This is a genomic window from Aggregicoccus sp. 17bor-14 (assembly GCF_009659535.1).
GTDB lineage: Bacteria > Myxococcota > Myxococcia > Myxococcales > Myxococcaceae > Aggregicoccus.
In genome coordinates, this window is record NZ_VJZZ01000012.1 from 247,924 (window position 1) to 260,516 (window position 12,593).

The 12,593-nt window shown below is 73.1% G+C and carries 13 protein-coding genes; 11 read left to right on the plus strand and 2 right to left on the minus strand.

The genetic code is table 11. The annotated features are described in order from the left end of the window. The first annotated feature begins 19 nt into the window (after positions 1 to 19). Positions 20 to 361, plus strand: a complete 342-nt coding sequence (locus FGE12_RS30090) for a hypothetical protein (RefSeq protein WP_194798166.1) — start codon at positions 20 to 22, stop codon at positions 359 to 361. 156 nt (positions 362 to 517) lie between these two features. Next, positions 518 to 2,443: a propionate--CoA ligase gene (locus tag FGE12_RS22460; protein ID WP_153868596.1), complete on the plus strand. Its 1,926-nt coding sequence runs from the start codon at positions 518 to 520 to the stop codon at positions 2,441 to 2,443. Between the two features lie 40 nt (positions 2,444 to 2,483). Here FGE12_RS22460 and FGE12_RS22465 read toward each other — a convergent pair whose 3' ends face one another. Then, positions 2,484 to 3,716, minus strand: a complete 1,233-nt coding sequence (locus FGE12_RS22465; protein WP_153868597.1) for a benzoate/H(+) symporter BenE family transporter — start codon at positions 3,714 to 3,716, stop codon at positions 2,484 to 2,486. Positions 3,717 to 3,736: 20 nt separating this feature from the next. After that, positions 3,737 to 4,309, minus strand: coding sequence for a helix-turn-helix domain-containing protein (locus tag FGE12_RS22470; RefSeq protein ID WP_153868598.1), 573 nt, complete (start codon positions 4,307 to 4,309; stop codon positions 3,737 to 3,739). Positions 4,310 to 4,394: 85 nt separating this feature from the next. Between FGE12_RS22470 and FGE12_RS22475 the strand changes: the two genes are divergently transcribed. From FGE12_RS22475 to FGE12_RS22515, 9 genes are all read left to right on the plus strand, one after another. Next, positions 4,395 to 5,117: an SDR family oxidoreductase gene (locus FGE12_RS22475; protein WP_153868599.1), complete on the plus strand. Its 723-nt coding sequence runs from the start codon at positions 4,395 to 4,397 to the stop codon at positions 5,115 to 5,117. Continuing rightward, on the plus strand, positions 5,114 to 6,136 hold the full coding sequence (locus FGE12_RS22480) for an S-adenosylmethionine:tRNA ribosyltransferase-isomerase (RefSeq protein WP_153868600.1): 1,023 nt from the start codon (positions 5,114 to 5,116) through the stop codon (positions 6,134 to 6,136). Before FGE12_RS22475 ends, FGE12_RS22480 begins: the two co-directional genes overlap by 4 nt. 139 nt (positions 6,137 to 6,275) lie before the next feature. Then, on the plus strand, positions 6,276 to 6,755 hold the full coding sequence (locus FGE12_RS22485) for an RNA polymerase sigma factor (RefSeq protein ID WP_153868601.1): 480 nt from the start codon (positions 6,276 to 6,278) through the stop codon (positions 6,753 to 6,755). 2 nt (positions 6,756 to 6,757) lie between these two features. Beyond that, complete coding sequence (locus FGE12_RS22490; RefSeq protein WP_153868602.1) at positions 6,758 to 7,564, plus strand: hypothetical protein; 807 nt, start codon at positions 6,758 to 6,760, stop codon at positions 7,562 to 7,564. Beyond that, positions 7,561 to 9,903: a caspase family protein gene (locus tag FGE12_RS22495; RefSeq protein WP_153868603.1), complete on the plus strand. Its 2,343-nt coding sequence runs from the start codon at positions 7,561 to 7,563 to the stop codon at positions 9,901 to 9,903. Before FGE12_RS22490 ends, FGE12_RS22495 begins: the two co-directional genes overlap by 4 nt. 113 nt (positions 9,904 to 10,016) lie before the next feature. Further along, positions 10,017 to 10,436 carry a hypothetical protein gene (locus tag FGE12_RS22500; protein WP_153868604.1) on the plus strand — a complete coding sequence of 140 codons (420 nt, stop codon included), beginning with the start codon at positions 10,017 to 10,019 and terminating at the stop codon, positions 10,434 to 10,436. A gap of 60 nt (positions 10,437 to 10,496) precedes the next feature. After that, entirely contained in the window at positions 10,497 to 11,210 is a 714-nt protein-coding gene (locus FGE12_RS22505; RefSeq protein WP_153868605.1) for a MotA/TolQ/ExbB proton channel family protein, read from the plus strand. A 3-nt stretch (positions 11,211 to 11,213) separates the two neighbouring features. Then, complete coding sequence (locus FGE12_RS22510; protein ID WP_153868606.1) at positions 11,214 to 11,639, plus strand: biopolymer transporter ExbD; 426 nt, start codon at positions 11,214 to 11,216, stop codon at positions 11,637 to 11,639. 8 nt (positions 11,640 to 11,647) lie between these two features. After that, positions 11,648 to 12,418, plus strand: coding sequence for an energy transducer TonB (locus FGE12_RS22515; protein ID WP_153868607.1), 771 nt, complete (start codon positions 11,648 to 11,650; stop codon positions 12,416 to 12,418). Positions 12,419 to 12,593: the final 175 nt, after the last annotated feature.

Consider the following 12,593-nt stretch of genomic DNA (forward strand, 5'->3'; position numbering starts at 1 on the left):
CGGTGCTAGAGCGGCGAGCATGCCCCTGCGTGCGCCCCTGGCCCTCGGCCTTCTGTTCCTCGGCGGCTGCGTGACCTCGCCGCCGGTCTCCTCCTCCATGCACCTGGACACCAGCGTGCGTGCCCAGTGCGAGCAGCACTGCTCCCAGCTCGGCCTGCGGATGACGGCGGTCGTCATCTACGCGAACCGCCTGGGTTGCGTGTGCGAGCCGCAGGCTCCGGCGGGGGCACCGGCGCCAGCGACCTCGCAGTCGACGCGCGCAGGGGCGGCCGTGGCGACGGCCGCCGAGGCGGTGAGCGACGAGGAGGAGGACGCGGCAGCTGCCTCGGCGGCGCAGACCGGGACTCCCGGGCACCACTAGGCGCACGGCGCACAACGTGCGTCCCTCGCCCTTTCCCTCTCCCAGGGGGAGAGGGGACGGTTTCGTCCAGAGGGCCCCCTTCTCGAGTGAGGCCCCTTGCGGCCCTGGGTGGGCCGGGTCCACCCTGAGGGCAGCACCCTGCTCCGGGGAGTCCCCATGGCGACCACGTACGCGGCGTTGCACCGGCGTTCCGTCGAAGACCCCGAGGGCTACTGGGGCGAGGAGGCCCGGCGCATCCACTGGGAGCGCCCCTACGAGCGCGTCCTCGACTACAGCCGGCCCCCCTTCACGCACTGGTTCGTGGGCGGGCAGACCAACCTCTGCCACAACGCGGTGGACCGGCACCTGCCCGCGCGCGCGGCTCAGGAGGCGGTGGTCTACGTCTCGAGCGAGACGGGGCAGGAGGCCACCTTCACCTACGCCGAGCTGCACCGCGAGGTGCAGCGCTTCGCGGCGGTCCTGCAGTCGCTCGGCGTCTCGCGCGGCGACCGCGTCCTCATCTACCTGCCCATGGTGCCCGAGGCGCTCTTCTCGATGCTCGCCTGCGCGCGCATCGGCGCCATCCACTCGGTCGTCTTCGGCGGCTTCGCGGCGCACAGCCTCTCGCGCCGCATCGACGATGCGCGTCCCACCGTCATCGTCACCGCGGACGCCGGCATGCGCGCAGGCCGCGTCATTCCCTACAAGCACCTGGTGGACGAGGGCATCCGCCTCTCCTCCGCGCCCCCGCGCCACGTGCTCCTGGTCAACCGCGGCCTCGACCCGAAGATCCCGCTCACGCAGGGACGGGACGTGGACTACGCGGGCCTGCGCGAGAAGCACCTGGACGCGCAGGCGCCGGTGGTGTGGCTCGAGTCCTCGGACCCCAGCTACATCCTCTACACCTCGGGCACGACCGGAAACCCCAAGGGCGTGCAGCGCGACACCGGCGGCTATGCGGTGGCGCTCGCCGCGTCCATGCAGAACATCTTCACCGGTCAGCCCGGCGAGACGATGTTCACCGCCTCGGACGTGGGCTGGGTGGTGGGCCACTCGTACATCGTCTACGGGCCCCTGATTCAGGGCATGACGACGGTGGTCTACGAGGGACTGCCCATCCGCCCCGACCCGGGCATCTGGTGGCGCATCGTCTCCGAGCAGCGCGCGAGCGTGATGTTCACCTCGCCCACCGCGATTCGCGTGCTCAAGCGGCAGGACCCTGCGTTCCTCACGAAGTACGACGTGAGCTCGCTGCGCTACCTCTTCCTCGCGGGTGAGCCGCTGGACGAGCCGACGGCGCGGTGGATCAGCGGCGCGCTGGGCGTGGAGATCATCGACAACTACTGGCAGACGGAGACGGGCTGGCCGATCCTCTCCGCCATGCCGGGCGTGGAGAAGCTGCCGCGCAAGTTCGGCTCGCCGGGCTTCGCGACGCCGGGCTACCGCCTCAAGCTGCTGCACGAGGAGACGGGGCGCGAGGTGGGCGTGGGCGAGAAGGGCGTGCTCGTCGCCGTGCCGCCGCTGCCGCCCGGCTGCGCCTCCACCGTGTGGGGCCACGACGATCGCTTCGTGGAGACCTACTTCCAGAACTTCCCGGAGCAGGTGTACTCGACCTTCGACTGGGCCACGCGCGATGCGGACGGGTACTACTTCATCCTCGGGCGCACCGATGACGTGATCAACGTCGCAGGGCACCGGCTCGGCACGCGCGAGATCGAAGAGGCGGCGAGCGGCCATCCTTCCGTGGCGGAGGTGGCCATGGTGGGCGTGCAGGACGAGCTCAAGGGCCAGCGCGTGGAGGGCTTCGTGGTGGTGAAGGACCCCGCGCGCACGGCCTCCGCCGAGGCGCGCGAGGGGCTGGAGCGCGAGGTGTGCGAGACGGTGGTGGGCGCGCTCGGAGCCCTCGCGCGGCCCTCGCGCATCCACTTCCTCACGCTGCTGCCCAAGACGCGCTCGGGGAAGCTCCTGCGCCGCAGCATCCAGGCGCTCGCGGAGGGGCGAGACCCGGGAGACCTCACCACGCTCGAGGACCCGGCAGCGCTCGAGCAGATCCGCGCGGCCGTCGCGAGCCCGCCCTCTCCCGATAGGAGAGGGCGGGGGTGAGGGAAGTGGGCTCGGGGTGACGTAGCTTCGTCCGGCACCCTCACCCTCTCCCAGGGGGAGAGGGGACGGCTGCGCCCGCGTGCATCACGGTGCGGACGAGCAGCCCCGCGACGAGGCCCCAGAACGCCGCGCCCACGCCCCACAATGAGAGCCCCGAGGCCGTGACGAGGAAGGTGACGATGGCGCTCTCCCGCTCGCGCTCGTCCTTCGCCGCGATGGCGAGCCCATTGCCGATGGTGCCCACCAGCGCGAGCCCGGCAATCGCCAGCACCAACTCGCGCGGGAAGGCCGCGAGCAGCGCGCCCACCGTGGCCCCCAGCAGCCCGAGCACGAGGTAGAGGCCGCCCGCGGCCACCGAGGCCACGTAGCGACGGCGAGGATCCTCGTGTGCCTCGCGCCCCATGCAGATGGCCGCGGTGATGGCCGCCAGGTTGATGGAGAAGCCGCCGAACGGTGCGAGCACCGCCGTGGCCGCGCCCGTCCAGGTGACGAGCGGCGAGATGGGTGTGTCGTAGCCGTTGGCGCGCATCGTCGCCACGCCCGGCACGTTCTGTGAGGCCATGGTCACCACGAAGAGCGGCAGGGTGACGCCCACCAGCGCGGCCCACGTCGGGTGCGGCGTCGCGAACACCGGCCGCGCGAGCGTGAGCGAGACACCCGCGAGGTGCAGCGAGCCCGCGCCCGCGGCGACGGCGATGCCCACGGCCAATGCCCCCGGCACCGCGTAGCGCGGCCACAGCCTTCGTCCCACGAGCCACGCCGCGAACATGCCGAGCACGAGCAGGGGCGAGGTGCGGATCGAGGCAAAGGCCTCCAGCCCGAAGCGCAGCAGCACGCCAGCGAGCATCCCCGAGGCGAGCGGCAGCGGGATGCGCGAGATGGCGCGCTCGAAGCCGCGCGTGACTCCCGCGAGCAACACCAGCAGCCCCGAGGCGAGGAAGGCCGCCGAGAGCGCCCCCGGGCTCAGGCCCGGCACGCTGGTGACGAGCAGCGCGGCGCCCGGGGTGGACCACGCGGTGACCACGGGCCTCCGGTAGCGCAGGGAGAGCAGGATGCAGGTGACGCCCGAGCCCATGCCCAGCGCCCACATCCACGAGGCCACCACGCCCGCGTCTCCACCGGCCGCGCGCGCCGCCTCGAAGACGATGACGGCCGAGCTCGTGTAGCCCACCAGCACGGTGACGAAGCCGGCGACCAGCGCCGAGAGCGAGGCATCCGCCCAGAAGCTGCGCCGCTCGAGCGGCGCCGGGGTGGCAGGGGAGGGCGAAGACATGAGGCGCGCTCTATCAGGGCTCAGCGCGGGAGGGGAGTGCGGCCCGCGGCGAGTACCACCACCGAGTAGCCCACGGCGGTGCGCGCGCCGATGTTCTCGTACGAGTGCTTCTGGTCGCCGCGAAAGACGACCACGTCCCCGGGGGCAAGCTCGAAGCGCTCGCCGCTCGCCACCAGCGCGAGCTGTCCGCTCTCGCAGACGAGGTACTCGCGGGTGCCGGGCGTGTGCGGCACGCCGGTGAGGCGGGCGCGCGGCGGAAGCTCCATCCGGTCGAACTCCATGCCGGGCAGCGGGTCCGGCAGCAGCCGGCGCACGAAGCCGGGTCCGCGCTGGCGCACCGGGAGGCTCTCGCGCGGGTAGTGCCGGGCGCTCGCGCGCGGCGGGGCCACCAGCTCCTCGAGCGACACCTGCAGCACCCCGGCCACCCGCTGCAGCACCGCGAGGGTGGGGTTTCCCGCCCCGGACTCGAGGTGCGCCCACGTCGCGCGCGGGATGCCCGCCAGCCGGGCGAGCTGCGCCTGCGTCACGCCGCGGGCCTCGCGCAGGGTGCGCAGGTTGCGGGCGAGCCGGTCCGAGAGGTCCATCGCGTCCATGCATTGGCAATGTTCCAAGCTATTGGCCGATTTGCCATCCCTTCGTCGCGCCCTTGCCATTCCTGCGTGCAAGGAGGAGTCGGACATGAACCTGAAGGACAAGGCAGTGCTGGTGACGGGCGCGAGCCGGGGGCTGGGGCGCGCGCTGATGGAGGCCCTGGCGCGGGAAGGCGCCCGGGTGGTGGGCGTGGCGCGGGGGCGCGAGGCGCTGGAGGCCGCGGTGGCCCGGCTGCGCAAGGAGGGGCTCGAGGTGCACGCGCTCGCCGCGGATGTCGGAGTGAAGGAGGCCATCTACCCGCTCGCCGGGGCGGCCCAGGCGCTGGTGGGCCCCTTGGACGTGCTCGTGCACAACGCGAGCCTCCTCGGCCCCACGCCCCTGCGGCTGCTGCTGGACACGGCGTGCGAGGACCTCGCGGAGGTGCTGGACGTGAACCTCGTCGGCCCCTTCCGCCTCACGCGGGCGGTGGTGGGCGGGATGGTGCTGCGCGGGAGCGGGCAGGTGCTCTTCGTCAGCTCGGACGCCGCGGTGAATGCCTACCCGCGCTGGGGCGCCTACGGCGTGTCCAAGGCGGCGCTCGAGCAGCTCGCGCGCACCTGGGCCGTGGAGCTGGAGGGCACGGGCGTGCGGGTGCTCACGGTGGACCCGGGGGAGATGGACACGCGCATGCACGCGGACGCGATGCCCGAGGCGGACCCCGCGCAGCTCGCGAGGCCCGAGGCCGTGGCCGCCCGGCTCGTGCGGCTGCTTCAGGACGAGGCGCCTCCTTCCGGAGCCCGCGTGGAAGCGGGCCGTGCGGAGGCCGCATGAGGCCCGCCCCTTCCCCGCGTCCCTCACCCGAGCTGCGGCTCCTGCACCTGCAGCCCTCGGACGGCGAGTACCAGCTGCACGGGCTGGAGGCGCTGCCGGGGCTCCTGCGCGCGGGCGACCTGCTGGTGGTGAACGACGCCGCCACGCTGCCCGCCTCCCTGCGCGGCCGCACCCGCGAGGGCAGCACCGTGGAGCTGCGCCTGCTCGCGCGCGAGGAGGACGGCCGCTGGACGGGCGTGCTCTTCGGCGCGGGGGACTGGCGCACGCGCACCGAGGACCGGCCGCCGCCCCCGGCCGTGGCCGCGGGCGAGACGCTGTACTTCGGTGCGCTGGAGGCCCGGGTGCTGGCGCTGCTCCCGCCCTCGCCGCGGCTCGTGCGCGTCGCCTTCTCGCTGGAGGGTGCCGCGCTGTGGAGCGCGCTCTACCGCACCGGGCGCCCCGTGCAGTACGCACACCTCACGCGGCCGCTGGCGCTCTGGGACGTGCAGACGGCGTACGCGGCGAGGCCCTGGGCCGCGGAGCTCCCGTCCGCGGGGCTGCCCCTCACCTGGGAGCTGCTGCTCGCGCTGCGCAGACGTGGCGTCGAGCTCGCCTCCGTGACCCACGCGGCCGGCCTCTCGTCCACCGGAGACCCGGCGCTGGATGCGGCGCTGCCCCGCCCCGAGCGCTTCAGCGTGCCGGCCGCCACGGTGGAGGCCATCGCCCGCACGAAGGCCCGCGGGGGCCGCGTCGTCGCCGTGGGCACCACCGTGGTGCGCGCGCTCGAGGGGCGCGCCCTGCAGGGAGGCGGGCGGCTCGAGCCCGGGGAGGGGGAGACGGACGTGCTGCTGGGCCCGGGCTTCCGGCGCCAGGTGGTGGACGGGCTGCTCACCGGGGTGCACGACCCCGGCACCAGCCACTTCCTCCTGCTGCAGGCCTTCGCCCCGCTCGCCCTGCTGCGCGAGGCGCACACCTGGGCGGAGGGGGCCGGGCTGCTCGGCCACGAGTTCGGCGACGTGTGCCTCCTGCTGGACGGCTGAGCCGGTAGCCCGGTAAGCCCGGCAAGTCCCGCGCGGCGCCCCTCGGAGACGGGGGGCGCTTTCCTTTTTCGCGAGGACGTGGTGACAGCTGCGGCCGCCTGCGGTGTTCCAGGCCCCAGGAAGCAGGAGGAGCGCGACGTTGGCCATCGATGTGGACGCCACCTACCGACGGTACGGGCCCATGGTGCTGCGGCGCTGCCGGTTCCTCCTGCGCGACGAGGAGAAGGCCGTGGACGCGATGCAGGACGTGTTCGTGCAGCTGCTCAACCACCAGGAGGCGCTGGAGGCGAGCGCCCCCTCGAGCCTGCTGCACAAGATGGCCACGAACGTCTGCCTCAACCGCCTGCGCACGCAGCGCCGCAAGCCCGAGGACGCCCAGGACGAGCTGGTGCAGGAGATTGCCGCCCTGGAGGACCTGGAGTCGCGCACCGGCGCCGCCGCGCTGCTGCAGCGCCTCTTCGGCGGCGAGCAGGTGAGCACCCGCACCATCGCCGTGCTGCACCTGCTGGATGGGATGACGCTCGAGGAGGTGGCCCGCGAGGTCGGCCTCTCGGTGTCCGGAGTGCGCAAGCGCCTGCGCACGCTGCGCTCGCACCTGCACACGCTGGAGGCCGCCTGACCATGAGCACGCCGATCAAGACCCCGGACTGGCTCCTGGAGCGCATCGCGCTCGGAGAGCTGCCGCCCGAGGAGCTCGCCCGCGCCCGCGCGCAGCTCGCCCAGGAGCCGGACGGCCTCGCGCGCCTCGCTGCGCTGGAGGCGGACAATGCCCGCGTGCTCGAGCGCCTGCCGCCCGCGGAGCTCGCCCGCGAGGTGGCGCGCCGCGCGCACCTGCAGGACGTGCAGCGCCGCGCCGCCCCGCGCCGCAGCGCCCTCCCTTTCGCGCTGGGCCTGCCGCTCGCCGCCGCGCTGGCCCTGCTGGTGGTGCTCTCGGTGCGCGAGCCCGCAGAGCGAGGCGCAGGTGACTCCGCGCTCGCCCAGGCGGACACCACCCGCATCAAGGGCGACCCGCGCCTGCTCGTGTTCCGCCAGGGGCAGGGCGAGCCCGAGCAGCTGCGCACGGGCGCTTCCGCCCGGGCCGGGGACCTGTTGCAACTGGGTTACGTCTCGGCGGGCCATCCCTACGGCGCCGTGCTCTCGCTGGACGGGCGCGGGCAGGTGACGCTGCACTTCCCCGAGCGGGCGGATGCGGTGCCCGCGCTGGACCCCAAGGGCGCGGTGTCCCTGGGACACGCCTACGAGCTGGACGATGCGCCCGCCTTCGAGCGCTTCGTGCTGGTGACCTCCGACAAGCCCTTCGACGTGCAGACCGTGCTCGAGGCCGCGCGCGCGCTCGCCCGCGACCCCGCGCAGGCGCACACCCTCCCGCTCCAGCTCCCCGCGGGCCTCGAGCAGTCCTCCTTCACCGTGGAGAAGCCCTCGCGATGATCGCCCCCGCTGTCGTCCTCCTCGCTGCGGCGCTCGCCGCCGCGCCCGCTGCCCCTCCGCGCGAGGTGCGCCGCGTGGCGCTGCTCGTGGGCACCAACGACGGCGGCCCCGAGCGGGTGCGACTGCGCTACGCGGCCTCGGACGCCGAGGCCCTGGGCCGCGTGCTCGACGAGCTGGGCGGCGTCGCACCGCAGGACGAGGTGCTCCTGCTCGAGGTGAACCGCAAGGGCTTCTACGAGGGCCTCGAGAAGCTGCGCACCCTCCTGGGCGAGGCGAAGCTCTCCGGCCGGCGCACCGAGGCGCTCGTCTACTACTCGGGTCACTCGGACGAGGAGGGGCTGCTCCTGCGCGGAGACCGCGTGAGCTACGGCGAGCTGCGCCAGGCGCTCGCGGAGCTGCCGGCGGACGTGCGCATCGCCATCCTCGACTCCTGCGCGAGCGGCACGCTGGCGCGGCGCAAGGGCGGTGTGAAGCGGCCCGCCTTCCTCGTGGACGCCTCCAGCACCGTGCAGGGCCAGGCCATCCTCACCTCCAGCAGCGCGGACGAGGTGAGCCAGGAGTCCGACCGCGTGGGCGGCTCCTTCTTCACCCACAACCTCGTCTCGGGCCTGCGCGGCGCGGCGGACGTGACGGGGGACGGCCGGGTGACGCTGCACGAGGCCTACCAGTTCGCCTTCCACGAGACGCTCGCGCGCACCGAGAAGACGCAGGCCGGCGCGCAGCACCCCGCCTACGACATGGAGCTCGCGGGCGCGGGAGATCTCGTCATGACGGACGTGCGCTCCACCTCCGCGGGCCTGGTGCTCTCGGACTCGCTCGAGGGGCGCCTCTTCATCCGCGACGCGGAGGGCCGGCTCGCGGTGGAGCTGAACAAGCTCCCCGGGCGCCCCATGGAGCTGGGGCTCGCGCCGGGCGCCTACACGGTGGCGCGCGAGCTGGGCGGGCGCTCCTCGCGCGCGGCGCTGCAGCTGCGCGAGGGCGGGCGCACGGCATTGCGCACCGAGGACTTCGGCGCGGTGACGGGTGAGCTCACCGTGTCGCGCGGGGACGTGCCGAAGGAGGTGACGGCGGACGTGCCCGGTGAGGCGCCGCGGCACCGGGCGCAGGCCTTCAACATCGGCTTCGTGCCGGGCCTGCAGACCAACTCGCTCTTCGAGGGGCCGGTGGACAACCGCGTCTCGCTCTCGCTCGGCGTGGCGACCAACGCGCGCCTGGACGGGCTGGCGCTCGCGCTGGGCGCGAACTGGACGGCGGCGGACGCGCACGGCGTGCAGGCCAGCATCGGCGGCAACCACACCGGCACGGACCTCAACGGCGCGCAGTTCTCGGTGGGCTTCAACCACGTGGGCGGGGACGTGCACGGCGTGCAGGGCACCGTGGGGGTGAACCACGCGGGCGGCAACGTGGGCCTCGGGCAGGTGGCGGTGGGAGGCAACAGCGCGGGCGGCGGGCTCGAGGGCTTCCAGCTCTCCGTCGGCTACAACGCGGTGGCCGGCAGCACGCTGGGCCTGCAGACCGCGGTGGGCGGCAACGTGACGCGCGGCTCGCTGCGGGGCGTGCAGCTGGGCGTGGGTGCGAACGTGGTGGGCACCGCGGTGGAGGGGCTGCAGCTCGGCGTCGGCGCGAACGTGGCCGGAAGCGACCTGCAGGGCGTACAGGTGGCCGCGGGGGCGAACGTGGTGGGGCGCCGGCTGGACGGGCTGCAGCTGTCCTCGGGGTTCAACCGCGCGGCGGACCTGCACGGCGTGCAGGTGGGCCTCATCAACGTGGGCGGGGACGTCTCGGGCAGCCAGGTGGGCCTCATCAACGTGGCCACCCGCGCGAGCGGGCTGCAGCTGGGGCTCGTGAACGTGGCCGGGACGATGAAGGGCGCGCCCGTCGGCATCCTCAACTTCATGGGCAACGGGCAGCTGCACGGCGAGCTGTACGGCAGCGACATCACGCAGCTCAACCTGGACGTGAAGCTGGGCAGCGAGCACGTCTACACGGTGTTCACCGGGGGGCTGGGGGAGAAGCGCGGCGGGCAGGATGAGTTTGCCTCGCTGGGCATCGGCCTCGGCGTGCACCTGGTGGCCACCGAGCGGCTCTTCGTGGACGTGGACGCGCTGGCCTCGTCCATCTACGTGGACCGCAAGTGGGACTCGCACTGGCTGCTCGCGCAGCTGCGGGTGAAGGCCGGCTACCAGATCGCGCGCCGCTTCGCCGTCATCGGCGGGCCCACGCTCAACGTGCAGACGGCGTTCGACGACCACGAGCCGCTCCCCTTCGGCAAGCTCGTCATCACCGAGGGGCACCAGGTGCGCATCACCCCCGGCCTGCAGCTGGGCGTGCGCATCTAGCCTGGAGACAGGGGCGCGCAGCCCCCGTCAATGTCCCCTCCCCCCTGGGAGAGGGAAAGGGTGAGGGAAGAGGGCTTTTCCAGGGTGCCTCCGCGCTGAACTAGCGTAGCCGCATGTCCCCTGAGCTCACCGTCGAGCGTGATTACCTGCGCGTGGCCACGTGCCTCATGGCCGCCCATGGCGTCGGCGTGACGCTGATCATCCCGCTCGTGCTCACCGCACCCGAAGTGCTGGAGATGGGCCTCGCAGCCTGGGCCTACCTGCTGGGGCCCTTCATCCTCGCGCTCGTGCCCTTCTGCTGGCGGTGTCAGAGGTGGGCGCTGCTCGCGAGCCCCCTGCTGGTGGCGCTGTATGGCATCGCGCCCATGCGGCACCTCGCCACGCTGCGCGGGAGCCTGCATGGCGGAGAGGCCATCTTCTGGATGATGCAGTGGGGCTCCTGGCTCGGTGCCGCGGTGGTCCTCGCGTTCGTCGCCGCCGGGCGTCGGGCGCTCCAACCCGTGGGCCTGGCAAAAAAGAACGGGGGCAGGTGACACGGTGCAGCGCCTCCGGTGTTTCCCTCGGCGTCACTCCTTCCGAGGAAGCACCGAACCATGTCCTACCTCCCCGCCGTGCTGGCCCAGGCCGCACCCGCCAACCATCTCGGTTGGCTCACCACGAAGCTCCTCGGCGTCACGCTCAGCAGCGCCGAGTGGGTGCTGTGGGTGCTGGTTGCCCTCTCCATCCTCTCCATCGCGCTCATGCTGGAGCGCGCGGTGTACTTCGCGCGTCACCGCCTGAAGGACTCCGAGCTGCTCGCCCTGCAGCTCGCCCGCGGCGAGTACGACGCCGTTCGGGCCGCGGTGGGCAACCGCACGGGCCTCGAGGCCGCGGTGATCCGCGAGGGCCTGGCAAGCCTCGCCAAGGGCCCGGACACGGTGGAGCAGGTCATCGCGTCCACGGTCGCCCGCGAGCGCCCGCAGTACGAGCGCTTCCTCTCGTTCCTGGGGACGCTGGGCAACAACGCGCCCTTCATCGGCCTCTTCGGCACGGTGCTCGGCATCATCAAGGCCTTCAACGACCTGGGCTCGGTCACCGCGAAGGGCGGTGCGATGCAGCAGACCGTCATGGCCGGCATCTCCGAGGCGCTGGTCGCGACTGCCGTGGGCCTCGCGGTCGCCATCCCGGCCGTCGTCGCCTTCAACCTCTTCAACCGGCAGCTGAAGACGCTGACCAGCCGCACGAATGCCCTCGGCTACGCGCTGGTGGGCAGCCTCCGCGCGCAACCCGTCTCCTCCGCGCCGCGCGTCGTCGCGGGAGGTCGCTAGGTCATGGCCGGCGCAGCGCAGGCAGAGGGGGACGAGGAGATCGTCGGCATCAACGTGACGCCGCTCGTGGACATCACGCTGGTGCTGCTCATCATCTTCATGGTGACGGCGAACTTCATCGTGAAGGAGACGGTGGAGGTGGACCTGCCCAAGGCGGCCAACGGCGGCGAGACGGTGCAGGGGCTCGTCAACGTGGTGCTGGACAAGGCGGGGCAGCTCTACTTCGACGGCGCCCCGGTGACGGAGGGCGAGCTGCAGCAGAAGGCGGCTGCGCAGCTGCAGAAGGACCCGCAGACGCGCGCCATCATCAGCGCGGACCAGTCGCTTCCCTACGGCCGCGTGATGCACCTCATCGACGTGGTGAAGGGCCAGGGCATCGCCCGCTTCGCCCTCAACATCGAGAAGGACGTGGCGCCCGCGCGCCCGTGAGAGATGGCATGTCCGCTGCCCTTGCCCACGCTCCTGATCTTCGCGCCCCGCGCCGCTCCGGCTCGGGCGTCCTCACAGGGCTCCTGCTCACCTCGGTGGCGCTTCATGCGGGCGCTCTGCTGCTCGCATCGCGCGCCGAGCGTCCCGCCCCCGTCCTCGCGCGCCCCGTGGAGCTCGTGGTCGTGGAGGTGCAGCGGCCGCCGCCTGCCGCTGCGCCCGAGGAGAAGCCCGCGCCCCCGGCGCCCCGCCCCCGCGCGCCTCGCCCCGTGAAGGTGGCCGAGGTGGTGAGGCCACCGCCCGTCACCGCGCCGCCGCCTCCCAACGATGCGCCTCCTGCGCAGCCCGCGAAGGCGCCCCTGGTGGTGGGCATCTCGATGTCCTCCACCACCACGGCGGGCACCTTCTCCGCCGCCGTGGGAAACACCGCCTACGGGAAGACGGCGGAGCGGGCGGCAGCGCCCTCGGACGTGAAGGCGTACGCCGCGCCCCGCTACGTGCCCGTGTACCAGGTGGACGCGCCCCCGCGCGTCCTCTCCGAGTTCCGCCCGCCGTATCCGCCCGAGGCCCGGAAGGCGAACGTCGAGGGCACGGTGGTGCTGTCCGTCACGGTGGATACCGGGGGACGGGTGGTCGCGGCGCGCGTGGTCTCGGGCCCCGGCTACGGGCTCGATGAAGCGGCGCGCGATGGGATTCGCAAGGCGAGGTTTGCGCCGGCCATCAAGGGCGGCGAGCCCGTGAGCACCGAGTTCAAGTTCAGCTACACGTTCCTTCTCGACTGACAGTTCGCACAGCGAGGGATGCGCTCATCCCTCACCCCGACCCTCTCCCAGACTCGTGTTTCGCCCTTTTGGGCGGCGCGAGGGGGGGAGGAAAGTAAGAGCCGCGCGGCGCGCAGTCTCCCGTAGGGTTGGGGTGTCTAGACCTAACTCTGCGAGCGAGAAAGGAGGCGCCGCG

Excerpts from the sequence above, each read along its gene's own strand:
- FGE12_RS22480 (WP_153868600.1), top strand. The coding sequence starts at position 5,114 with ATGAGGCCCGCCCCTTCCCCGCGTCCCTCACCCGAGCTGCGGCTCCTG.
- FGE12_RS22465 (WP_153868597.1), bottom strand. The coding sequence starts at position 3,716 with ATGTCTTCGCCCTCCCCTGCCACCCCGGCGCCGCTCGAGCGGCGCAGC.
- FGE12_RS22515 (WP_153868607.1), top strand. The coding sequence starts at position 11,648 with ATGTCCGCTGCCCTTGCCCACGCTCCTGATCTTCGCGCCCCGCGCCGC.
- FGE12_RS22495 (WP_153868603.1), top strand. The coding sequence starts at position 7,561 with ATGATCGCCCCCGCTGTCGTCCTCCTCGCTGCGGCGCTCGCCGCCGCG.
- FGE12_RS30090 (WP_194798166.1), top strand. The coding sequence starts at position 20 with ATGCCCCTGCGTGCGCCCCTGGCCCTCGGCCTTCTGTTCCTCGGCGGC.
- FGE12_RS22500 (WP_153868604.1), top strand. The coding sequence starts at position 10,017 with ATGTCCCCTGAGCTCACCGTCGAGCGTGATTACCTGCGCGTGGCCACG.
- FGE12_RS22470 (WP_153868598.1), bottom strand. The coding sequence starts at position 4,309 with ATGGACGCGATGGACCTCTCGGACCGGCTCGCCCGCAACCTGCGCACC.
- FGE12_RS22460 (WP_153868596.1), top strand. The coding sequence starts at position 518 with ATGGCGACCACGTACGCGGCGTTGCACCGGCGTTCCGTCGAAGACCCC.
- FGE12_RS22510 (WP_153868606.1), top strand. The coding sequence starts at position 11,214 with ATGGCCGGCGCAGCGCAGGCAGAGGGGGACGAGGAGATCGTCGGCATC.
- FGE12_RS22490 (WP_153868602.1), top strand. The coding sequence starts at position 6,758 with ATGAGCACGCCGATCAAGACCCCGGACTGGCTCCTGGAGCGCATCGCG.
- FGE12_RS22475 (WP_153868599.1), top strand. The coding sequence starts at position 4,395 with ATGAACCTGAAGGACAAGGCAGTGCTGGTGACGGGCGCGAGCCGGGGG.
- FGE12_RS22505 (WP_153868605.1), top strand. The coding sequence starts at position 10,497 with ATGTCCTACCTCCCCGCCGTGCTGGCCCAGGCCGCACCCGCCAACCAT.